The 22,917-nt window shown below is 37.7% G+C and carries 21 protein-coding genes and 1 other RNA gene; 11 read left to right on the top strand and 11 right to left on the bottom strand.

Features of this window, described 5'->3' with window-relative positions; genetic code table 11:
- Nucleotides 1–3: 3 nt before the first annotated feature.
- Nucleotides 4–1,929 (bottom strand): ATP-dependent zinc metalloprotease FtsH, encoded by a 1,926-nt coding sequence (gene ftsH / locus ACMAZA_RS08075; RefSeq protein WP_435188564.1) that lies wholly within the window; start codon nucleotides 1,927–1,929, stop codon nucleotides 4–6.
- Nucleotides 1,930–2,098: 169 nt separating this feature from the next.
- Here ftsH and holA point away from each other — a divergent pair, with 169 nt between their 5' ends.
- The 4 genes from holA (at nucleotide 2,099) to ssrA (ending at nucleotide 5,944) form a co-directional block, all read left to right on the top strand.
- Entirely contained in the window at nucleotides 2,099–3,121 is a 1,023-nt protein-coding gene (gene holA, locus ACMAZA_RS08080) for a DNA polymerase III subunit delta (protein ID WP_435188566.1), read from the top strand.
- Nucleotides 3,105–4,364 (top strand): glutamate-5-semialdehyde dehydrogenase, encoded by a 1,260-nt coding sequence (locus tag ACMAZA_RS08085; RefSeq protein WP_435188568.1) that lies wholly within the window; start codon nucleotides 3,105–3,107, stop codon nucleotides 4,362–4,364. The genes holA and ACMAZA_RS08085 overlap by 17 nt, the downstream gene beginning before the upstream one ends.
- 12 nt (nucleotides 4,365–4,376) lie before the next feature.
- On the top strand, nucleotides 4,377–5,561 hold the full coding sequence (gene tyrS / locus ACMAZA_RS08090) for a tyrosine--tRNA ligase (RefSeq protein ID WP_435188570.1): 1,185 nt from the start codon (nucleotides 4,377–4,379) through the stop codon (nucleotides 5,559–5,561).
- A 33-nt stretch (nucleotides 5,562–5,594) separates the two neighbouring features.
- Nucleotides 5,595–5,944: a transfer-messenger RNA gene (gene ssrA, locus ACMAZA_RS08095) on the top strand.
- 17 nt (nucleotides 5,945–5,961) lie between these two features.
- On the opposite strand, the gene ACMAZA_RS08100 is transcribed toward ssrA, so the two are convergent.
- From ACMAZA_RS08100 to ACMAZA_RS08115, 4 genes are all read right to left on the bottom strand, one after another.
- A complete protein-coding gene (locus tag ACMAZA_RS08100; protein WP_435188571.1) occupies nucleotides 5,962–7,680 on the bottom strand; it encodes a dipeptide ABC transporter ATP-binding protein in 1,719 nt (572 codons plus the stop codon).
- The gene (locus ACMAZA_RS08105) at nucleotides 7,677–8,600 is read right to left on the bottom strand and encodes an ABC transporter permease (protein ID WP_435188573.1); all 924 of its coding nucleotides are present in this window, start codon (nucleotides 8,598–8,600) and stop codon (nucleotides 7,677–7,679) included. The genes ACMAZA_RS08100 and ACMAZA_RS08105 overlap by 4 nt, the downstream gene beginning before the upstream one ends.
- A 2-nt stretch (nucleotides 8,601–8,602) precedes the next feature.
- Nucleotides 8,603–9,580, bottom strand: a complete 978-nt coding sequence (locus ACMAZA_RS08110) for an ABC transporter permease (RefSeq protein WP_435188575.1) — start codon at nucleotides 9,578–9,580, stop codon at nucleotides 8,603–8,605.
- A 75-nt stretch (nucleotides 9,581–9,655) separates the two neighbouring features.
- The gene (locus ACMAZA_RS08115; protein ID WP_435188577.1) at nucleotides 9,656–11,230 is read right to left on the bottom strand and encodes an ABC transporter substrate-binding protein; all 1,575 of its coding nucleotides are present in this window, start codon (nucleotides 11,228–11,230) and stop codon (nucleotides 9,656–9,658) included.
- 249 nt (nucleotides 11,231–11,479) lie between these two features.
- Here ACMAZA_RS08115 and ACMAZA_RS08120 point away from each other — a divergent pair, with 249 nt between their 5' ends.
- On the top strand, nucleotides 11,480–11,701 hold the full coding sequence (locus ACMAZA_RS08120; RefSeq protein WP_435188579.1) for a hypothetical protein: 222 nt from the start codon (nucleotides 11,480–11,482) through the stop codon (nucleotides 11,699–11,701).
- A gap of 8 nt (nucleotides 11,702–11,709) precedes the next feature.
- On the opposite strand, the gene ACMAZA_RS08125 is transcribed toward ACMAZA_RS08120, so the two are convergent.
- The 4 genes from ACMAZA_RS08125 to ACMAZA_RS08140 all read right to left on the bottom strand — a co-directional run bounded on the left by ACMAZA_RS08125 (nucleotide 11,710) and on the right by ACMAZA_RS08140 (nucleotide 15,315).
- On the bottom strand, nucleotides 11,710–12,819 hold the full coding sequence (locus tag ACMAZA_RS08125) for a PQQ-dependent sugar dehydrogenase (protein ID WP_435188581.1): 1,110 nt from the start codon (nucleotides 12,817–12,819) through the stop codon (nucleotides 11,710–11,712).
- A gap of 2 nt (nucleotides 12,820–12,821) precedes the next feature.
- Nucleotides 12,822–14,018: a DegT/DnrJ/EryC1/StrS family aminotransferase gene (locus ACMAZA_RS08130; protein WP_435188583.1), complete on the bottom strand. Its 1,197-nt coding sequence runs from the start codon at nucleotides 14,016–14,018 to the stop codon at nucleotides 12,822–12,824.
- A 404-nt stretch (nucleotides 14,019–14,422) separates the two neighbouring features.
- Nucleotides 14,423–14,896: a PaaI family thioesterase gene (locus tag ACMAZA_RS08135; RefSeq protein WP_435188585.1), complete on the bottom strand. Its 474-nt coding sequence runs from the start codon at nucleotides 14,894–14,896 to the stop codon at nucleotides 14,423–14,425.
- Between the two features lie 29 nt (nucleotides 14,897–14,925).
- Nucleotides 14,926–15,315 (bottom strand): hypothetical protein, encoded by a 390-nt coding sequence (locus tag ACMAZA_RS08140; protein WP_435188586.1) that lies wholly within the window; start codon nucleotides 15,313–15,315, stop codon nucleotides 14,926–14,928.
- A gap of 224 nt (nucleotides 15,316–15,539) precedes the next feature.
- Here ACMAZA_RS08140 and ACMAZA_RS08145 point away from each other — a divergent pair, with 224 nt between their 5' ends.
- The 6 genes from ACMAZA_RS08145 to ACMAZA_RS08170 are packed head-to-tail and all read left to right on the top strand — an operon-like array spanning nucleotide 15,540 to nucleotide 20,884.
- Entirely contained in the window at nucleotides 15,540–15,821 is a 282-nt protein-coding gene (locus ACMAZA_RS08145) for a UxaA family hydrolase (RefSeq protein ID WP_435188588.1), read from the top strand.
- Nucleotides 15,821–16,990 carry a UxaA family hydrolase gene (locus ACMAZA_RS08150; RefSeq protein WP_435188589.1) on the top strand — a complete coding sequence of 390 codons (1,170 nt, stop codon included), beginning with the start codon at nucleotides 15,821–15,823 and terminating at the stop codon, nucleotides 16,988–16,990. Before ACMAZA_RS08145 ends, ACMAZA_RS08150 begins: the two co-directional genes overlap by 1 nt.
- A gap of 26 nt (nucleotides 16,991–17,016) precedes the next feature.
- A complete protein-coding gene (hisD, locus tag ACMAZA_RS08155; protein WP_435188591.1) occupies nucleotides 17,017–18,321 on the top strand; it encodes a histidinol dehydrogenase in 1,305 nt (434 codons plus the stop codon).
- Nucleotides 18,322–18,325: 4 nt separating this feature from the next.
- Entirely contained in the window at nucleotides 18,326–19,087 is a 762-nt protein-coding gene (locus ACMAZA_RS08160) for an SDR family NAD(P)-dependent oxidoreductase (protein ID WP_435188592.1), read from the top strand.
- Nucleotides 19,084–20,094: an alcohol dehydrogenase catalytic domain-containing protein gene (locus ACMAZA_RS08165; protein WP_435188594.1), complete on the top strand. Its 1,011-nt coding sequence runs from the start codon at nucleotides 19,084–19,086 to the stop codon at nucleotides 20,092–20,094. The genes ACMAZA_RS08160 and ACMAZA_RS08165 overlap by 4 nt, the downstream gene beginning before the upstream one ends.
- A 16-nt stretch (nucleotides 20,095–20,110) precedes the next feature.
- Entirely contained in the window at nucleotides 20,111–20,884 is a 774-nt protein-coding gene (locus ACMAZA_RS08170; protein WP_435188596.1) for a GntR family transcriptional regulator, read from the top strand.
- Between the two features lie 91 nt (nucleotides 20,885–20,975).
- Here the strand turns inward: ACMAZA_RS08170 and ACMAZA_RS08175 are convergent, their stop codons facing one another.
- Nucleotides 20,976–22,292, bottom strand: coding sequence for a TRAP transporter large permease (locus ACMAZA_RS08175; protein WP_435188598.1), 1,317 nt, complete (start codon nucleotides 22,290–22,292; stop codon nucleotides 20,976–20,978).
- The gene (locus ACMAZA_RS08180) at nucleotides 22,289–22,897 is read right to left on the bottom strand and encodes a TRAP transporter small permease subunit (RefSeq protein ID WP_435188600.1); all 609 of its coding nucleotides are present in this window, start codon (nucleotides 22,895–22,897) and stop codon (nucleotides 22,289–22,291) included. Before ACMAZA_RS08180 ends, ACMAZA_RS08175 begins: the two co-directional genes overlap by 4 nt.
- Between the last annotated feature and the right edge of the window lie 20 nt (nucleotides 22,898–22,917).

A 22,917-nucleotide genomic window follows, 5' to 3' on the forward strand; every position in this document is an offset into this window, starting at 1 on the left:
AATTTATGCAAACTGCTCTGTACCACCATCAGCATCAGTTTTTGTATCAGATGCAGATTTAGAGCTCTTTGATTCTTTACCTCCTGTACCCAGTTCAGATGAGACCTCATCAGAGTCTATAACTTCTGCAGCCTCCCTCATAGGAACTCTAGCCATTAGGTCATCGATCTGATTAGTGTCTATTGTTTCAAACTCAACTAATGCAGCAGCCATTGCATCAAGAATATCTCGATTATCTTCAATAATTTTGTAGGCTGCAGAATAGTTCGTGTCGATAATTTTTCTAATTTCACTATCTACTTTGGTAAATGTTTCATCTGAAATATGCTTATGTTTTGTGACTTGACGGCCAAGGAAAACCTCACCCTCATCCTCGCCATACGCCATTGGACCCATAACGCTCGACATGCCCCAGAGTTTGACCATTTTGTGTGCTATTTCTGTAGCACGCTCAATGTCGTTGCTTGCACCAGTTGTCACCGCATCCTCTCCATAAACCAATTCCTCTGCAATTCGACCGCCAAATAGTGATGCGACCTGCGAATTCAGCTTACGTTTTGAAATGCTATAGCTATCCTTTTCAGGAAGAAACATTGTTACGCCAAGAGCCCTTCCCCTTGGAATAATACTAACTTTGTATACCGGGTCATGCTCAGGCATCAAACGCCCAACAATAGCGTGACCCGCCTCATGATATGCTGTCATTTCTTTCTCAGCTGCATCCATCACCATTCCCTTGCGCTCTGCACCCATCATGATTTTATCTTTCGCTTTCTCAAGCTCTCTCATGCCTACAAGTTTTTTGCTGAATCTAGCAGCAATTAGCGCTGCCTCGTTTGTCAAATTCGCAAGGTCTGCGCCAGAGAATCCTGGCGTTCCTCTTGCAATATCCATTGACTTAACATTTTTTGCAATGGGAAGTTTTCTCATGTGAACTTTTAATATTGCGTCACGCCCATTAATATCAGGAAGTCCAACAGTCACTGTCCTGTCAAATCTTCCTGGTCTTAGCAGAGCTGGATCGAGAACATCTGGACGGTTAGTAGCAGCTACAACAATAATTCCTTCTGACCCTTCAAAGCCATCCATTTCAACAAGCATCTGATTGAGTGTTTGTTCACGCTCATCGTGACCACCGCCCATTCCAGCTCCACGCTGGCGTCCAACAGCATCAATCTCATCTATAAATATAATACAAGGTGCGTTCTTCTTAGCTTGATCAAACATGTCTCTGACACGTGAAGCGCCCACACCGACAAACATCTCTACAAAATCTGAACCAGAAATGAAAAAGAATGGAACATCTGCCTCACCAGCAACTGCTTTAGCAAGTAGAGTTTTACCTGTTCCTGGAGGACCCACCATCAATACCCCTTTAGGAATCTTTCCACCAACCTTAGTGAATTTACTTGGATCAGATAGAAAGTCTACTAGCTCGCCAACCTCTTCTTTTGCCTCTTCAACGCCAGCAACATCTTCAAAGGTGACGTGAGATTCATCTTTCGTAATTAAGCGCGCTTTAGATTTACCAAATGACATTGGGTTTTTACCGCCCATTGCTCCACCAGCGCCGCGCATCGTATACATAATGACTCCAATTAGGAGCAGAATTGGCGCTAATGAAATAATTAGTTGTTTTACAAAGCTCTCTTTGGCTGGAGGCGTAGCTTGGACTGAAACACCATTATTCAAGAGGTCTCCCATTAAGCCAAGATCACCTGGGCTATATGTCTCAAACTTTTCACCCAGTGCAGTAACACCGCTGATGTTACTCCCAGCTATTGTTACACTTGAAACATTACCTTGTTTAACATTTTGAATGAATTGCGAGTAGCTAATATCATTGGATTCACTTGTTACATTGAACTGCCCAAAAAGTGAGGCAAGCACACTTCCCAAGACCAACCATAGTAAAATATTCTTATACATAAATTTAAATTTAACCTAAATTAGAAAGGTAAATATACCCTATAGATTTCATATATATAGGGTTTGATGGCATTTTTCAAGGTTAAATCACTATTTTTTTTAACTATGACATAATGAGATACATAAATAAAAATTCTTATACACGATACTTTCATAAATTTTTAGATGCATGAATATTAAGCCTGAACAACTTCAAAATTCTCTTTCTAAGCAAATAGCATCTATTTATTTTGCTTTTGGTGCTGAAATACTTTTGGTGGAGCAGTCTTTGTCAATGATTAAAGAAGTTGCTAGGCAAGATGGGTTTAATGAGAGATTTAGGTTTGATATTGATGGAAATTTCTCTTGGGACAATATCATTAGTTTGATTTCTAGTCCATCACTCTTTGCAGAAAAAAGAATACTAGAATGTCGACTAACCTCTGGAAAGATTGGTGTCAAAGGCTCAAAAGCGCTTACTGAAATAGTGGAAACCCTTCCAGAAGATATTTTGCTCATTATTTCTTCAGGGAAATTGGAGATGGCGCAACAAAAAAGCAAGTGGTTTAAAGCGCTAGATAAAAATGGAGTTATCATTCAGCATTGGGAGGTTCAAAGTAGTCAATTGGTTGGATGGATTACCAGGAATATGACTCAACTTGGTCTTGAATCAAACACTGAAGTTGCTAATGCAATAGCCTACTGTACCGAAGGTAACCTTTTGGCAACAATGCAAGAAATTCAGAAACTAAAAATTGCCTATCCTGATGGTAAGATCAATCTTCAGCAATACCTTAATCAGATCGATCAGCAATCACAATATACTGTCTTTGGAATGATTGATTCAGCGCTTCAAGGTGACACTGACAAAGTAAACAAAATTTTTAGATCTCTTAAAGATGACTCTACGCCTCCAGTTATCTTAATATCTTCACTTTATAGAGAATTAAAAAATTTAGTGACGATGTCTGTTGAGCTCAAAACTAATCAAACTATTGAGTCGATTCTTAATAATCATCGAGTATGGCAAAAACGTAAACCACTCATCTCCAATGCGCTTAAAAAACATAGCTACCAAAAGCTTCAAAAGCTCCTTTTAAAGCTGGGTCGTATTGACCGCTCTCTTAAAGGTATGGATAATCTTGATGTTTATGATGAGCTGCAAAACGTAGTGATCTCTTTATCTGGAAAAAGCAATGGACTCAATAGCTGAATTAATCAAGCAAATAGGTGAAAAGGCTAGGTCTGCCAGTAATTCATTAAGAATTGCAAGTACTACTCAAAAAAATAATGCATTAATTTGCATCGCAAACCAAATTCAAGAGAGCAAACAATTTATTCTAGATGCAAACCAGATAGACTTAAACGCTGCTAAGAAAAATGGCATTGATGATGCATTGTTAGATCGCTTAATGCTTAACGATGAAAGACTCAACAACGTGATTCAAGGGCTTCATCAAATTGCAACTTTGAATGACCCAATAGGTCAAATGTCTGACTTCAAGGAGAGGCCAAGTGGAATCAAAATTGGAAAAATGATGGTTCCTTTGGGAGTGATAGGGATGATATATGAGTCTCGTCCAAACGTGACAGTCGATGCTGCTGGGCTGTGCATTAAATCTGGGAATGCCATCATTCTTAGGGGTGGATCAGAGGCGATTAACTCCAATATAGCTTTTTACTCTTGCATTGAGAAAGGTCTTGAGGACGCTGGGCTTGATTCAAACTCTGTTCAGCTCATCAAGGTAACAGACCGTGAAGCTGTCACACATCTCGTTAGTGCTAGTGATCATGTTGATGCAATCATTCCAAGAGGCGGTAAAGGCCTCATCAAAAATATTAGTAAAAATGCCAGGGTACCGGTTATCAAACATCTTGATGGGGTATGTCACACTTATTTAGATAAAGATGCAGACCCTCAAAAAGGAGTTGATATTGCCTTCAATGGTAAAACGCGTCGATATGGGGTTTGTAATGCGACAGAAACACTTCTAGTTCACAAAGATTTTGATTCAAAAGCACTCTCTAAGCTTATTCAGCTCTTGACTGAAAAACAGGTTGAAATAAGAGGCTGTGATAAGTCACAAATGCTTTCGAATGTTATCAAAAAAGCATCTGAGGCCGACTGGAGTGAAGAATATCTAGCACCGATTCTTTCAATGAAAATCGTCCAATCAGTCGATGAAGCGATATCCCATATTAACACCTATGGGTCAGCCCATACCGATGCAATTGTGACTGAGAATGAGGAGAATTCTAATAAATTCTTATCTGAAGTTGACTCATCTTCTGTTATGGTGAATGCTTCGACAGGTTTTGCGGATGGATTTGAGTACGGGTTTGGCGCTGAGATTGGAATTAGTACTGGAAAATTTCATGTTAGAGGTCCTGTAGGACTTGAGGGGTTAACATCACAAAAATACATCGTCATGGGTGACGGACAAATTAGGCCATAGGGAATATTTATAATGACAATTAATGAACAATTAGCAATCATTCAGAGAGGTACTGATGAGATACTGCCCCTTGATGAACTAAAGACTAAACTTCAAAAAAATAAACCCTTAAGAATCAAATTAGGCATGGACCCTACTGCTCCAGACTTGCATCTTGGTCATACTGTTGTCATTAACAAAATGAAGCAACTTCAAGATCTTGGCCACAAAATAATTTTCCTAATAGGTGACTTTACAGGCATGATTGGAGATCCCACAGGAAAAAATGTAACTCGTAAGCCTTTGACAAAAAAGGATGTTCTAGAGAATGCCAAGACTTATCAAGATCAAATCTTTAAAATCCTAGATAAAGAAAAAACTACGATTGCTTTTAACTCTGCATGGATGGGCAAGATGAGCTCAACAGAAATGATTTCTCTTGCATCTAAGCACACTGTAGCAAGAATGCTAGAGCGTGATGACTTTTCAAAACGCTATAAAGGTGGTCAAGCAATCTCAATACATGAATTTTTATATCCATTAGTTCAGGGCTATGATTCTGTAGCGCTTAGAGCTGACATGGAACTAGGTGGCTCAGATCAAAAATTCAATCTATTAGTTGGAAGGGAGCTCCAAAAACAAGCCGATATGGAGCCTCAAGTCATTCTGACCATGCCAATATTAGAGGGCTTGGATGGTGTTCAAAAAATGAGCAAGTCTTTAGATAACTATATCGGAATTGATGAAGAACCAGACAGCATGTTCGGTAAGATTATGTCGATTTCAGATGAACTGATGTGGCGATACCTTGAATTATTAAGTTTTGAGTCACTTAAAACTATCGAATCTTGGAAAAAAGAAGTAGAGAATGGTGAAAATCCAAGAAACATAAAGTTTCGTTTAGCTGAAGAAATCATAACTCGCTTTCATAATAATCCCGCTGCAAAAAAAGCTCAACAAAACTTTATTGATCGATTTGCAAAAAATCAAATTCCTGAGGAAATGGATGAATACACATTTCCGAAAGGTCTTAAAATTGCAAACCTTCTCAAAGACTCTAATCTTGTTAACTCAACATCAGAGGCTTTTCGAATGATTAAGCAAGGTGCTGTGAAAATGGATGGAGAAAAGATCAATGATAAAGATCTGACTCCAAGCGAAGGTACCTCTGTCTATCAAGTTGGCAAAAGAAAGTTTGCTAGAGTCACAATTAGCTAAATTTAATTAATCAAGCGTATAATATAATCATCTGGGGATGACATGGCTTCGACGAGGAGTTGGATTTCAAGGATGCATGTCGAGGATAAAGATTGCTCGTAAAAACGTTCTTTAAATAATAGTTGCAAACGAAGACAACTACGCTTTAGCAGCATAATGCTAACCGTTACTTAGGAGTTGTCTGTACTTTTAGGATAACGGTCGCTAACAGACTCGCCACTATTATTATTTTAGGGTAATAGGGTTAAAACCTAATCTAAAATCGCTTTTTACATCCCTGTGGGTCGGGTGGTAAAAAGTTAACTCAATAGACCTTTACTAAGCATGTAGACTTCTTGACTGAAAGTTTTCGGACGGGGGTTCAATTCCCCCCATCTCCACCAAATTTCTCTTATCTTAACTAGACTATGGATTCAATTTTAGGCATTAGCCTAATTAGCTCCTGCGTATATGGATGCTCAGGATTATTGAACAGCTCCTCAGTCTCTTTCGTTTCACAAACGCCGCCATTTTTGAGAACCACAATTCTATTACACATTTGTCTAATGACAGGAAGATCATGACTGATAAACAGCATAGTAAGGTGGAGTTCATCTTGAATATCTTTCAAAAGATTTAAAATTTGAGCTTGAATACTAACGTCCAAAGCAGAAGTAGGCTCATCACAAACTAATAAACGCGGTCTAGTAGCTAATGCTCTAGCAATTGATATTCTTTGTCTTTGTCCACCAGAAAATTCATGAGGATAACGATCCAATGACTGTCTTGTCATACCAACAATATCAATCAAATCATGAGTATTTTGAGTAAGTTCACTTCTAGTAATATTTTTTTGAAAAAGTTTAATTGGCTCAGAAATGATGTCCCTCACTTTAAATCTTGGGTTTAATGAAGAATAAGGATCTTGAAAAATCATCTGAATTTGCCCTCTGCTCTTATCTATTTGATACTTTCTTTTTGAATTATAGAGTGAGAGATTGTTATAAAAAATTTCACCGCCGGTTGGCCTTACTAGGCCAGTAATGATTTTTGCTATAGTTGATTTTCCTGATCCTGATTCACCAACCAAACCTAAAGTTTCGCCCTCAAATAGCTCAAAAGAGACATCGTCAACTGCCTTCACGACTTTATCGATAGTTTCATTTTTTGAGCCAAATGAAAATTTACCTGCCATAGAGTTGTCATCAAAAATTTTAGTAACGCCTGTCAGCTCCAATAATTTTTGATTAGTGTTTTCTCTAACTCCCCAACTTTTAATGATTTTTCTTGTTAAGTTTTTTGAGTCTGAGGTAATTTCTTTTCCATCGGGACTTATCAGTTTAAACCTATCAATTTTTTTATTAGTGGGTGGTACAGAAATAACCAAACTTCTAGCCTCGTTTGATTTTGGATTTGTTAATAGCTCTTTTGTATCACCTTGCTCAACAATGACGCCGTATCGCATAACAATAACTTTGTTTGTTGTCTCAGCAATGACTCCCATATCATGGGTAATAATAATCACACCTAAATTTCTTTTTTGGGTCAGGTCTTTGAGTAATTCAAGTATTTGGTATTGAATACTTACATCTAAAGCAGTTGTAGGCTCATCAGCTATAATTAAGTCAGGTTCGCAGCTTATAGCCAAAGCAATAACGACTCTTTGACGCATCCCTCCACTAAACTGATGAGGATAGTCTTCTATCCTTTTTTCCGCATTATCTATTCCTACTTCTTCCAGGAGTTGAATAGATCTATTTAGTGCTTCTTGATAATCTAAATCTAGGTGTGTTTGAATAGTTTCAATTAATTGATCTTTAATTCTAAATAATGGATTTAGGGATGTTTGAGGATCTTGAAAAACAAAACCAATTTTCTTTCCTCTAATTTTTTGAATAACCTCTTCATTATCTCTCAATTCAATCTTATCAATCTTAATTGAGCCACCTGTTATTTCACCTGGGGGGTCAATTAAATTGATGATTGCATTTGCAATAGTAGACTTACCAGAGCCAGATTCGCCAACTATTCCAAGGATTTCACCCCTCTCCAAAGTAAACTCAACATCTTTACTAGCAACAATCGTTTCTTTTCTTGTTGGGTAGCTTATATTTAAATTTTTAACCTTTAACAAACTCATCTTATTTTTAACTTTGGATTTAGGGCATCTCTCATCCAGTCTCCTAGTAGGTTGATAGATAAAGCTAGAACAATTAAAAAGATAGCTGGAAAAAATGTAATCCACCACTCACCTGAAAATAAAAAACTATTTCCAAATCTAATTAATGTCCCTAGTGAAGGAGTCGTTGGAGGAACACCAACACCTAAAAAACTTAATGTTGATTCTGTAATGATTGCAAGAGCCAACCCTATTGTAGCAATTACCAGAAGAGGCCTAAGTATATTTGGCAAGATATGCTTAAACATAATAATAATATTTGATAGTCCAATAATTCTTGAGGCTGACACATATTCTTTATTTTTCTCAACCAGAGTAGATGCTCTAGAAACCCTGGCAAACTGAGGCCACTCAGAAATACCAATTGCAAAAATTAATACATAAATGGCCATTTCGCTATGCATAGATTGTGAAATGACTGATTTAGCAATACCATTCACGAGAAGTGCCATGAGAATACTAGGTATTGTTAATTGGACATCAGTAAGTCTCATCACAATAATCTCATAACGACCACCAATATAACCTGCAGTCACCCCTAGGAAAACTCCAAGAACCATAGCAAAGAGTATTGATGCAAAACCAACAATTAATGAAATTCTTGAACCATAGATCATTGTCGAAAGCATGTCTCTTCCTTGCTGATCTGTTCCAAGAATAAAGCTTGAGCTTCCACCTTCGGACCAGGAAGGTGGAGTGAAAGCATCCATTAATGAGATTGAAGCTGGGTCGAAAGGATTATAGGGAGCAACTACTCCAGCAAAAACTGAACACAGAAAAATAATGAACATGGTAGTTGAGGAGATAATGGCAATTTTTGAATTAAAAAAGCTATACCCTACATCGGTGTCATAAATTTTATTAAAAGTTTTTAACAACATAACTAACTCATCTCATCCTTAATTCTTATTCTTGGATCGATAAAATAATATGTAATATCGACAATAAAATTTATCATGACAAAAATAAAAGCAACCATGATCATGTATGCTGACATTATTGGTATATCAACAAAGTACACCGCATTAATAAAGAGAAGGCCCATACCAGGCCATTGAAAAACTGTTTCGGTAATAATTGAAAAGGCTATCAATGTTCCAATATTGATACCAGTAATAGTGATGACAGGTATCAAGCCATTTTTAAGCGCGTGCTTATAATTAATTGTATTTTTTTTGATACCTCTAGCTTTTGCAAATTTAATATAATCCGTTTGAAGTATTTCCATCATTTCAGCGCGAACTAATCTAATGACATATGTCATTTGAAATAAGCTTAATGTAACTGAGGGTAATATTAATGCTTTAAGTCCAGATATAGTTAAAAACCCTGTAGACCAAAAACCTAAATCTATAACCTCACCTCTCCCAAAAGAAGGCAGAACTCCAAGAATGACTGAAAACAGATAAATTAGCATAATCCCTATTATGAATGTAGGAAGTGAAACGCCTGCAAGTGAAATAACAAGAATTACATTTGAAACAAAACTATCTCTATGAATACCCGTATACACTCCTAAAATAACTCCAACTATAATAGCGAGCAAAGCTGAAACAAAGACCAATTCTAGAGTAGCTGGCATTCTTTCTGCAATGAGGTCAGAAACCTCCCTCTTCAATTGATAGGAAATACCAAAATCGCCCTGAATGACATTACCTAGAAACCTTGAAAATTGAATATATACAGGATCATTCAATCCAATAGCCTCTCTAACCTCTGCTTGTCTTTCAATTGAAGAATCTTCTCCAGTCAAGCTAATTACTGGATCTCCAACAAAATTGAACAAGGAGAAAGAGACAAAAGCAACAACAATCATTACAAGAATAGCTTGTAATAGTCTTTTAAAGAAATAGCTGAACATGGATTAAATTGAAATAGGAGAGCTTGTAATTTAATATTTTCTGGCCAGATAACTGGCCAGAAAATATAGGTTTTTTTAGTTTACTTTTGCAAATCTAAATAATGGTTCGTTGTTCATTCTAATTGGAACATCTACATTACTTTTTGATGCCTGGTTAACTACTTGGTGATGTAAAGGAAGGTATGTTACATCATCTTGGGTAATATCCCAAGCCTCAGCAATCATAGCATTTCTTTTATCTAGGTCTGTTTCAACACCCATTGCAGCAACCAATTCGTCGACTCTAGCGTTACTGAAATTAACTTTATTCCAGCTACCAGAGCTTTCAAATAAGTATGAATATACATAGTGACTATCAAAAGTTGGAACACCCCAACCCAACATGTACATATCACTTGTCATACCATTAGCGTCGCCTTCTTTTACTTCAGAGAAGTGCTGACTCTTAGTTTTTGCATCAAGATTTACTTTCACACCAATTTTTGCAAACATACTAATAGCTGCTACACAAATCGCTTCATCATTGATATAGCGATCATTAGGGCAATCTAATGTGACTTCAAACCCATCAGGATATCCTGCTTCGGCTAGAAGTCTCTTTGATGTTTCAGGATCATAAGCCATTCTCTGATCACGAGCTGCAGTATGGCCATTTACTCCAGGAGCAGTAATAATTCCTGCTGGCACACTTTGTCCTCTCATGACTTTATCCTTAATAGCATCCATATCTAAAGCATGGTACATAGCTAGACGAACTCTTTTATCAGCAAAAGGATTTTTTCCTTTAATGTTAGATGAGTTCAATTCAGCAGAGCCTTGATCCATACCAAAGAAAATCGTTCTATTTTGAGGGGTCATTTTTACAGCGTGGCCCATAGAAGAATTGATTCTTTGAATATCCTGGACCGGAACAACATTAGTGTAGTCAATCTCGCCAGAAAGAAGTGCTGCAACTCTCGTTGCATCATTCTTAATTGGAAGTAACTCAATTTTGTCTATGTTGTGCTTATAGTGATTTCCCCACCAGTTATTGTTCTTTTCAAAAACAGTTCTTACATCCTGCTCTCTGAAAGTTATTTCGAATGGTCCAGTTCCATTTGCATGAGACGCGCAATATGAAGTCTCTCCTGCATCCCAATTATATGAAGCTTCACATCCATTTGCCTTTGACCAAGCCTCAGACATAACAAATATTTGAGTTAATTGGTTCAAAAGAATAGGATTCGGCCCATCTGTTTTTACTTCAACTGTATGGTCATCAATCGCTCTTGCTGATTTAACACTTTTAATTAAATCAACCATATCAGATGGAGCTGTTTTTGCTCTATTGATACTAAAGGCGACGTCACCAGCTGTTAAAGCTGACCCATCATGAAAAGTTACACCTCTACGTATGTTGAATATCCATGTATCATCGGCAGTTGTCGTCCACGACTCTGCAAGCTGAGGAAGGACTTCCATGTTGATACCTGGAGTCACTAATCCCTCGTATACTTGACGAGAAACCATGTGAGTTGGCCCTTCGTTTTGTGCATGTGGATCAAGAGTTAAAGAATCACCAGGCATTGACCATTTGATCGTATTCGCTGAAACTGGTGAAAAAATACCCATGACCAGCACTGACAAAACAATGCTTAAAGTTTTTTTCATTACATATCTCCTTTTGATGGTGCCTAGAAGTAGACACACAAATTATTAAACAAAAAAAACCAACTAACAAAATGTTTGTTGGCTCCAATCAATATATAGTATGAAAAATCCTAGGTCAAGTAATATTTCTTTAATACTCTTACAATTTAAACAATATTACTAATCTAAAGTTTAAATTTAATGATCAAGCAAACAAGGCTAGAACTATAATTCGCTTTATATTTCTTAAAACTTCTTAAGGTAAAAATTATGAAAATGAAAGCACTGGAATGGTTTGGAGTTATAACAGCAATAAGCTACTCAATGATGGTAGCCTTAAATGTTGGTGTTGAGTTTATTGGATTTCTTTTACTTCTTATTTCAGCCTTATCAATTGGCTACTGGGCATATCTAGGGCGACACCAGGGAATTCTTTTTCTCCAATTTTTCTACGCAGCTGCTGGAATTATTGGTATGGTTCGGTGGTACTAATTTATTGATTATCTAAAGATTCTATATAATCCTCCCTTGGGCTTTGAAAGTGAGGATTCATCATTTAAAATTAAAATTGACCCATCTTTTGCTATAGCGACATCACGAATTCGACCAAGAGTTCCATCTATTAGAATACTTTCACTTTCAGGTAACCCATCCTTATTAATTGAAATAGAATACAGCCTTCTAAATTTTAATGAACCAACCAAAAGACTCCCTTGCAGATTTGGAAACATCACTTTTTCACCACTATTCATGGGATAAAAATCCATTCCAGATGGAGCTATGGAAGGAATCCAAACCCATTCTGGATCATTAAAACCTGGAAGACTATCATATTCACTTACTTTATCATCAGTCCCATATTCATAGCCATTACTAACTAAAGGCCAGCCATAGTTTCCACCAGCAACTATAATATTTATCTCATCTCCGCCTTTAGGTCCATGCTCATGAGACCAGATCTCTTGAGTCTCAGGATTAAGCTTCATGCCCTGTGGATTCCGATGACCAATTGAATAGTTCTCTGGTGCCCAGCCCTCTAATTTTGGGTTATCCTTTGGAATACTTCCATCAAAATTTAGGCTAATAATTGAACCTGCATGGGAGGAAGCATCTTGAGAATTAAAACGATGTCCTCGTTCTCCAAGTGATGCAAATAATTTCTTGCTACTTATTTCAAGACGACATCCAAAATGATAACCAGACCAACTTGGCTTGTTAGATTCAAAAATTGTTATTCTTTTAATTAATTTATCATTAACTATATTTGCGCTATCAATTGCAAGCACAGTTCCTTTAGAAGTGTCCTTTGAGTAACAATAATAAACAACCCCATCGTTATAAATTATGTCTAGGAGACCACCTTGCAAAGTTGATGAAACTTTCGGTACATTGTGAATCTCACTTGATGAACCATCTGAAATATTTATTCGGTAAATACGACCTTTTTTTTCAGTAACCAGAAGTTCACTGTCATTGATAAAATCCATCCCCCATGGATTTTCTAGTGAAGGCCCAATCTGCTGAATTTGAATGTTATCAGCTCTGGCTGAAAAAGACGTAAGACTGGAGATACAAATAAAGACCAAAAAAATAGCACTGGATTTAATCACTATTATTTAATAAACTCGCCTGAACACTCAATAATAATTTTGGATATGTGCTTACAATCATCAATTGAGAATGTCAAAGGAAGTCTCAAGTCGAACAAACTAGAGAGAATTTCATCAGATTTATTAAGCTGTTGCCGGCTAACATATTTCCAACTTTTATGATTACTGGTAAATCCACTAGGGTCATCATTACCAAACCACTTAAGCTCAACACCTAGCTCTTTATTTTTTTTAACAAATAACTCAGCATCAGACTTAGAAATGCCAGGAATTCTAAACTGAATAGAACTGCCTACATATCTCTCTTCTTCAAATCTTCCTGGAACCATTATTCCATTAATTTCTTTTAATTCCGACTCCACAGCCTGATAACGCGCATTCCATCGATTAATATTCTTCTCTAAGTTTTTTAATTGTGGCCTAAGGATTGAAGCTCTGAGGTTATCCATGCGTCCAGAATAGTTTGGTGTTTCAAGCCTTATTTCTTCAAATACTTTTGACCTCGGCGCAGCACCATGCCTCTCATAGAGCATGTATGAGCCAGAATAAATTATTGCTCGAGCCATGAATTCTTCATCATTGGAAGTCAAAAGGCCGCCCTCACCAGAATTCAAATGCTTATAAGTCTGAGTACTAAAACATCCAGCAAGTCCAAAATTTCCGCTCCTTTGACCTTTCCATTGAGCTCCCATTGTATGAGCGCAATCCTCAATCAAAATTAAATTATTTTCATTGACAATTTGTATTAATTTATCCATATCTACAAGGTGACCTCGCATATGTGAGATGAGCAGAAATCGTGCCTTGCTCTCGGATACTTTTCTTGAAAGATCATCCAAATCTAATACTAGATCTTTGGTAATTTCAACAAATATAGGATTTCCGCCAGCATTTGAGATAGACCCTGGAACTGGTGCAAGTGTAAAAGTGTTTGTCAACACACTCTCGCCAAGCTTGAGTCCAGCAGCCTTTAAAGCTACGCTCATGGCATAACCGCCTGAAGCACAAGCTAAACAGTATTTGCTTCCCTGATATGCTGCATACTCTTCTTCAAGAAGAGACGCCTCTGATAGTTCATCTTCAATAGTATTGTATCTATGGAGTCTTCCAGACTTAAGAACCTGAGTAGCAGCGTCAATCGCCTCTTGATTGATTGGCTCTTGCTGAGTAAAGGGTCGAGAAAATGCTTTAGTTACCATTATTTATTCTTAAATTTCAATCAGATACAAAGAAAACAAAATAATATAGAAAATATCTTATTAGAAGATGTTATTTTCATGAAAAATCAATTAAGAGTCTTTATAATTATTTTATGAAAAACATGCCGCCAGTAGTCATTGTTGCAATTATCGTTGCTGTAGTAGTTCTGCTGATTCAGTATTTTTTCAATTTCTAATTGCACAATCCTTACAACTCAAATCTTTGATATTACATACACTCCCATAGCATGGGCGAAGTTTGTAAAAGATACTTAAATAAACTAGGCTGAATAATCAAAAAAAATAAGGCACACAAGGTGACCAATATCAATAAAAGCCTAATTCTCGATCTCGATTGAAATTGACTGTTGTTAAATTCTGTTACATTATGCATCATAACACTCCTATGACTTATCTTTTAACGACAGAGTAAGTTCAAACTTGGCTACGATATCAGGTGATAGAGAAGGAACGATAGCATCAATCTTAAGCTTAAAATTATGACGATCACTTGATTTAGCAACTGTCTCTACAAGCTCTCTAACTGCCAAGCCATCATTGCATATGAAGTGAACATCACCCTCTGGTCTTTTTAAAAAGTCGGCCTTAAAGTCTTTGAAAATAAGGTTAATTTTTCGACCACTTTCTTGAATGGGGTTCATAGCTAGAAATCCACCAGTAATGTCCGCTCCAACGGCAAGAACGCCAAAGTACATACTTCCTAAGTGATTCTTTGTTTTTCTTTTCAGTGGGATTTTGATTTCAATCCTTTCATCAGTATGCTCTATAACTTTTGGCCTGCAGTACCAAATCATTGGCACCTTAGTTATTCCAAACAATTGAATCAAACGAGTCGTCTTATTTGCTATTGAAGCCATTTTCATTGAGTTATGTTAAAAAAAATAGACTATACAGAATAATCTTCTACTGCAGAGCATTCTGCACTAACAGCAGTAGCAGTTAAAGTATCAACATCATCAGAAGGCCAGCGAAATACTTCGGCAAAATAAAAGCTTCCAAAAGAAAACTCAAAATTGTCTCCATAAAACTGCTCACCATTATCAGAGAAATCAATAATTTTTAGTTCGGTGCCACTGAAGTAGTTTGAATCAGCTCCAAACTGAATTAGGTCTTTATTAACAATCCTAAATTTAAATTTCTGAGGAATATACTTAATTAGCTTTCCTTCTTTTATTTCTATCGCCTGAGTCATCTCACAGTAATAAAGATCTCCAACCTTAGAAAAGGCACAAAAGGGCAACAAAAATAGAGCTAAAATCCAAAATAATTTTCTCATTTTCATCCTTAAATTAAATATTTATTAAAAAAAGTACCTTAATAATACATCGCATTTTTTTAATGTTTATATATTATTTAAATTAAATTTTATATGGATAATTGGTGATTTTTTTCAATAATCTAAAAGAATAAAATTCATATATATGATATAATATACTTCTCATTAAATTTTATTCTCAAAATTTAATCACGGTTTTTTTTAAAAATTTATAAGGAGTAGGCATGATTCAATTTATAGTTCATGACGAAGACGATTCCGTCGGCGTTGTTACAGTTGAAGGGCTTAAAGCAAACGACACCCTTAAGGGGTGGATTATGGATCAAGATGTCTTAATTGATATTAAGATAAATCAAGACATTCCTATTGGTCACAAACTTGCTATTAAGGATCTGAATGAAGATGACACTGTCATCAAATATGGGGTAGATATTGGAAGAACAATTTCAAAGATTGCTGTTGGTGATCATCTACATGTTCATAACGTTAAAACAAAGAGGTGGTAATGATAAATTTAGATCAAAAAATCTACGGATATAGACGCGACAACAATAGAGTAGGAATTCGCAACTACGTAGTCATTCTGCCTGTTGATGATATTTCAAATGCAGCATGTGAAGCGGTGAGTAATAATATTAAGGGAACAATCGCTCTTCCTCACCCTTATGGTAGACTTCAGTTTGGTGAGGACCTAGATCTTCATTTTAGAACAATGATTGGAACTGGTGCAAACCCTAACGTTGCTGCAGTTGTGGTTATTGGAATCGAACCGGACTGGACTCAAAAAATAGTTGATGGCATTGCTGCAACTGGTAAACCAGTTCAAGGCTTTTCTATCGAAAAGAAAGGCGATATCCAAACAATTGCTGATGCCTCAAAAGCAGCTTATGACATGGTTCATTATGCATCGGGACTGCAAAGAGAGCCTTGCGATATAAGTGAAATATGGGTATCAACCAAGTGTGGTGAGTCAGATACTACTTCAGGATTTGGAGCAAACCCAACAGTTGGAAATGCCTTTGATAAACTCTATGAAAAACAAAGCACACTCCTTTTTGGTGAAACCTCTGAGATTACAGGTGGTGAGCACTTGGTAAAGGCTAGATGTGCTAATGATGCCGTAGCAGATCAGTTCATGTTTATGTTCAATCGATACCAAGACATGATTGAGCGTTGGAAGACTGATGATCTTTCTGATTCTCAGCCAACGAAAGGAAACATTGAAGGTGGCTTGACGACTATTGAGGAGAAAGCACTCGGAAATATTCAGAAAATTGGTAAGAAGTGTATGGTTGATGGTGTCTTAGATAAAGCTGAAATGCCAACAAGCAAAGGCCTATGGTTCATGGATTCATCTTCTGCTGCTGCAGAGATGGTCACGTTATGTGCAGCCTCCGGATATGTTGCTCATTTATTCCCTACGGGTCAAGGAAACATTATTGGTAATCCAATCCTACCTGTGATCAAGGTTTGTGCAAACCCAAGAACAGTAAGGACAATGTCTGAGCATGTTGATGTTGATGTAACTGCTCTTCTAAAGCGCGATATTAATATGGATCAGGCTGGGGATATGCTTCTTGAATCTCTTATCCATACATCAAATGGAAGAATGACTGCGGCTGAAATACTTGGTCATCAAGAGTTTGTATTAACGCGTTTGTACGAGAGCGCATAGTTTAATTTTACTGAAGATAATATAATATGAAATATTTAAAAAAAGCTGATAAAACTGCTGAATCTAATGTTCTAGAGGCCCAAAAGGTAGTCCATGATATGCTCTCTACCATTGATAAAAATGGTGAGCAAGCAGTCAGGGATTATGCTGAAAAACTAGATGGCTGGACTGGAGAGATTCTTCTTTCAGCATCTGAAATTGATGAAATTACAGCTGATGTACCTCAAGATGTAAAAGATGATATTGACTTTGCATGTCAGCAGGTCTATACCTTTGCAAAAGCTCAGCGTGACTCAATTGAAGAGTTCCATACAAAGAATAATGGTGTTGAGGCTGGTCAAAGACTGCTTCCTGTAAACGTAGCGGGTTGCTATGTGCCAACAGGAAGGTATGCTCATATTGCTTCGGCTTATATGAGTATTGCTACAGCTAAAGCTGCCGGTGTTCCATGTATTATTGCATGCTCGACTCCTTATAAAGGAAAAAGCATTCATCCTTATGTTTTGTATGCGATGAAGACTGCTGGCGCGGATCATGTTATGACACTCGGCGGAGTTCAAGCTATTGCCAGTATGGCTTATGGTTTATTCACTGGCAAGAAAGCAGATATCATTGTGGGACCAGGGAATAAATTTGTTGCTGAGGCAAAAAGAACTCTTTTTGGTGAAGTTGGAATTGATGTGTTTGCAGGGCCATCTGAAGTTGCAGTTATTGCAGATGCAGATGCAGACCCAGATGTTGTTGCAATTGATTTAGTAGGTCAAATGGAGCATGGTCATGAATCTCCAGGATGGCTATTCACAACTTCAGAAAAACTTGCTGAAAAAGTGATGGACCTGATACCTGAATACATCAATAAACTCCCTCCAACGGCTCAAGATGCAGCTCACTGCGCATGGAGAGACTACGGTGAAGTCGTTGTTTGTGATTCTCGTGAAGAGGTAGTCGAAATTTCAGACGAGTACGCTGCCGAGCATCTTGAAGTTCAGTGCAGCGACCTTGATTGGTGGCTTGAAAACTTAACTTGTTATGGTTCATTATTTTTAGGTGAAGAAACAACGGTTACATTTGGTGATAAAGCTTCTGGACCAAATCATATTCTTCCAACTAAAGCAGCTGGACGCTATTCGGGGGGTTTATCAGCGCATAAATTCCTTAAGGTTCTAACATGGCAGCGTATGGATCGCGAATCAACGCGTCAAGTGGCCCAGGCATCATCAAGAATCTCTAGATTAGAAGGAATGGAAGGTCATGCTAGAGCTTCAGATGTGAGACTCAGCAAATACTTCCCTGAAGAAACTTTTGATTTGGGCGCCCCTGTATTAGAGTAATCTGATGAGCTTATCAGACTTTTCTCTTGAGGATAAAGTTGCTCTGATAACTGGTGGTACGAGTGGACTAGGAAAAATGATGGCACTTGCGCTTGCAAAAGCAGGCGCATTTGTCTGGATAGCTAGCAGCCGAGACAACGCTGACGAGACGCTTCAAGAAATAAAACAGCAAGGCTCCAACGGCAGCTTTGTTCAAGTTGATGTGACCTCGAGTGATGCACTCGAGAAAACTGTCTCGCACATTCTTGAACAGTCAAGCAGGATAGATATTCTCATTAACGCTGCAGGAATAAATCCAAGAACTTCAGCAGAAGAGTTAACACTCATCGATTGGCAAAAAACAATTGATATAAACCTAACGGCCCCCTTTTATTTAAGTCAACTAGTCGCTGATACTATGAGAGAGAATAACTGGGGAAGAATAATTAATATTGCCTCACTTCAGTCACTCAGAGCTTTTGATAATAGTATTCCTTATGGAGCAAGTAAGGGTGGAGTGATGCAGCTTACACGGGCACTGGCCCAAGCTTATTCCAAAGATGGTATTTTAGTCAATGCTATTGCACCAGGGTTTTTTCGCACAAACTTAACAGAATCTCTATTTCAGAATCCTGATAAATTAAAGGAACTCGCCAACAAAACGATGATGGGCAGAAATGGCGAAGAAAAGGATATTTTTGGAATTAGCGTCTTTCTATGTAGCGATGCTAATTCCTATGTCACTGGTCAAACTGTATTTTTAGATGGAGGGTTTTCAGCAGCATGATAGAAAAAATGGAAGCAGTGGTCTATACCGCACCGAATGAAATGACTTTTTTCCCTGAATATAAATCAACCCAGCTTGATCGAGATGATGACGTTTTATTAAAAATTGAATCAGTCGGTATTTGTGGATCTGATATGCATGCCTTTCATGGAAAAGATCCACGGAGGAATCCTGGTCTTATTCTTGGACACGAGTTCTGCGGTGAAATTGTTGAAGGCGCTCACAAAGGACAAAAGGTCACTGGCAATCCCCTGATTACTTGTGGGAAGTGTGAATACTGCCTGCAAGGAAGAGACAATCTATGTAGTGACAGAGATATGATTGGTATGAGCAGGCAAGGCGCTTTTGCTCAATACATGACAATACCAAATCAATGTCTTGTTCATGCGCCCAATTCGATGAACTCGAATCACGTTGCAATGACAGAACCTGCGGCAACTGTTGTTCATGCTGTGAACTTAGCAAAAGAGAGCTCATTCAAACCAATCAATGAATGCAATGTTCTCGTTATTGGTGCAGGAGCAATTGGATTACTTGCAGCCCTTCTTCTAAAGTCAGAGGGCGTCAAGATGACGGTTTTAGAGACCAATGAGGCTCGCCATCAGTGCGTTAAAGAGCATGTTGGTGTGATTCCAGTCAACCCGATCAATCAGTCTGTTAGTGAAGACAGCTATGATGTTGTTATTGATTGTGTAGGAAGTGAGAAAACCAACGCCTTATCTATTGCCTCAGTGAGTGCTGGAGGAACTGTTGTTAATGTAGGACTTCTGAGCTGGAGTAGTACCATTGATATTCGTAAAATCACGCTGCAGGAGATTAAACTTATCGGATGTTATACCTACAATATGGAAGATTTTAAGTCTGCACTTAACTCAATTGAGAAAGGCGCTTTTGGCGATCTTTCATGGGTTGAGGAGATGCCTTTGTCTGAAACTAATTTAGCTTTTCAAAGTTTACATAATGGTACAATGGCGTCAGCCAAGGTTATTTTAAAACCCTCTTTTTAATAAAAATCAAACATTTATGAGTATTACTGATCTGAAATTTGACATTGACAGAGAAAGTAAGACTCCGCTCTGGCTTCAAATTAGAAACGAGCTATTTAATTGCCTTTATCGTGACGAACTCAGGCCTGGCCAGCTCATTCCCAATGAAAAAACCCTAGTAGAGCTTTTCAACGTTTCAATTGGAACGATTCGCAAGGCGGTTGGGATGCTTGAAAAGGAAGGCTTTCTAATCAGGAAACAAGGTTTAGGTACTTTTGTATTTCAGCATGACAATAGTAGTTTTCTTTTTGAATATTTTCATTTTGCTCTCAACGGTAGTGATGAGAAACAAAGTCCCAATGTTGAATTTATTTCTTTTGAAACAAAGAAGGCAACTAAGTCTCAGGCTGCAGAATTAGGATTAGCCACAGGAAGTCCCGTGTTTCAGATTTATAACAAGCTTGGGCTCAATAAAAAGTTTTATATTGTTGATAAAATCATAATCCCTCAAGACAAATTTCCTGGGATGACAGAGGAAATTTTTAAAGGTCGAGCAAACACTATTTACAATCTTTATCAGAACAAGTTTAATATATTCATTACGAATTGCTCTGAAAAACTCAAAGCTATTTCTGCTGATGAGAAAATATCTAAGCTCTTAAATATTCCATCCAATGCGCCGATTTTAAAAATCAATCGAGTAGGCCAAACTTACAATAATGTAACTATTGAACTGAGGACGTCTTATGTTCATACAAGTGATATAGACTATATTCACTCGCAAAACAGTACCTTTGGTGAGTCCATCTAATATTTAAAAAGTCTTTAAGATTTCAGTCTGATGATTAATCATCATTAAAAAAGGGCACTAAATGCACTTTTTTTAAGATTCTTAATCTAGATTAACCATACAAATATGTTGGAAGCCAGAGCACAATTTGTGGGAAGATTATAATTAACGCTAATCCGATGACCTGAATTACCATAAACTGCATCATTCCCTTATAGATGTCTGAAAGGTCCCACTCAGGGACTACTCCCTTGAGAAAGTAGGCCGATAGCGCAACAGGAGGAGACAGCCAAGCAGTCTGAAGATTGACTGCAACTAGAATACCAAACCAAGTCAGATTGAATCCTAACTGCTCAATAAGAGGCAAGACAATTGGAATAATAATTAACACAATTGGAACCCACTCTAATGGCCATGCCAGTAGAAAAATTAAAGCCATAATAATTAATAGAATGGCAGTTGGGGGAAGATCAAGCAACATCAATGCCTCAGTTATCATAGTTGGAGTTCCTAGTCTTGAAAAAACCGCTCCAAAGAAGTTCGATGCACAAACCAATACCATGATTAATGTAGTAATCTCTAAAGTTTTTAACAGTGAACTTTTAAAAGATTCGAAGGTTAGTTTTCGATAAGCCAAAGTTAATAATATTGCACCAACAGCACCCATGGCTGCGCCTTCAGTTGCAGTAGCCCAGCCTGCCAGAATACTTCCTAGAGACGATCCAACTAGAAGTACTGGTGGAACGAGGCCTTTGAAAAACTCTTTCCATACTTCACTCATAGAGTCTGGAATTAAGTCCTCTGGGACAACTGGGCCTAGAGCTGGATTGAGGTGGCATCTGATCAGTGTATAACCGGTGTATAGAGCTGCCAACATCAATCCTGGAACAATTGCAGCGGCAAACAAATCAGTCACAGGAACGTTAAGAATAGGCCCCATAACAACGAGCATAATGCTGGGAGGAATCAAGATACCAAGTGTACCACCAGCCGTAATTGAGCCCGCTGCAAGACGCACATCATAGCCTGATCGATTCATAGTCTTGGCAGACATGATTCCTAAAATAGTGACCGAAGCACCCACGATTCCTGTTGCAGCTCCAAAGATTGTAGCAACGAAAAGAACAGCAACGAACAAGGATCCCTTGGTTCTCGCAAGGGCCATCTGAACGGAGGTAAATAATCGCTCCATGAGGTTTGCCTTCTCCATGAGAATTCCCATAAAAGTAAATAGAGGGATAGCCGCAAGAGTTTGCTCCAGCATACTTCCCGAAAACTGGAAGGTCATGAGATAGAAAACAAGGTCTCCAAAGCCCAAGTAGCCAAAAAATACGCCTAGAAATATCAGCGTGAATGAAATTGGAAAGCCAATAAATATGGCAAACAGCATTGTTAAAATTAGGACAATGCCTAATACTTCTGGACTCATGGCCATCTCCTATTTTTTACAGCATAGATGCATTTAAGCGTTTCAGAAATGCCTTGAATTAATAGAAATATAAAACCTATAAATAAAGCAAATTTGATTGGGTACATTAGAGGCATCCACGCAGTGTCCATTCCTCTTTCCATTTGTGACCAGGACTTATAGGCATATTTATAGCAAGCCCATGCAGCACCACTAATTCCTGGAAAATAAAATAATAGATAAAGCGTCAAATCAATCGTTGCTTGGGTTTTTACAGACCAGTTACGATACATAAAGTCTGCTCGAATATGAACTCCCTTTGAAAGGGCGTAACCAGCACCAAGCATAAACATAGCGCCCGCACCCATCCGACTAATGTCATAAGCCCACATCGTTGGCGAGCCAAAAAAATGCCTTCCAGTCACCTCTATAAACATGGATACAAATACGGGAACTGTGAGCCAACAAGCTATCTGTCCAACCTTGAGACTAAACCAGTCAATACCAAGAATAGTTCTTGCCATTATTTTTGGCATATCATCAGGCATAACACCTGTGTATGATCTGCCTTCAGCGATCATTTCATCGGTAATGTCTAATTGACCAATATCTTCTTCCTCTGACATAAATTGCACCTAATTTATAA

It is taken from the genome of Pseudothioglobus sp. nBUS_23 (assembly GCF_051201565.1).
Taxonomy (GTDB): Bacteria; Pseudomonadota; Gammaproteobacteria; order PS1; family Pseudothioglobaceae; genus Pseudothioglobus.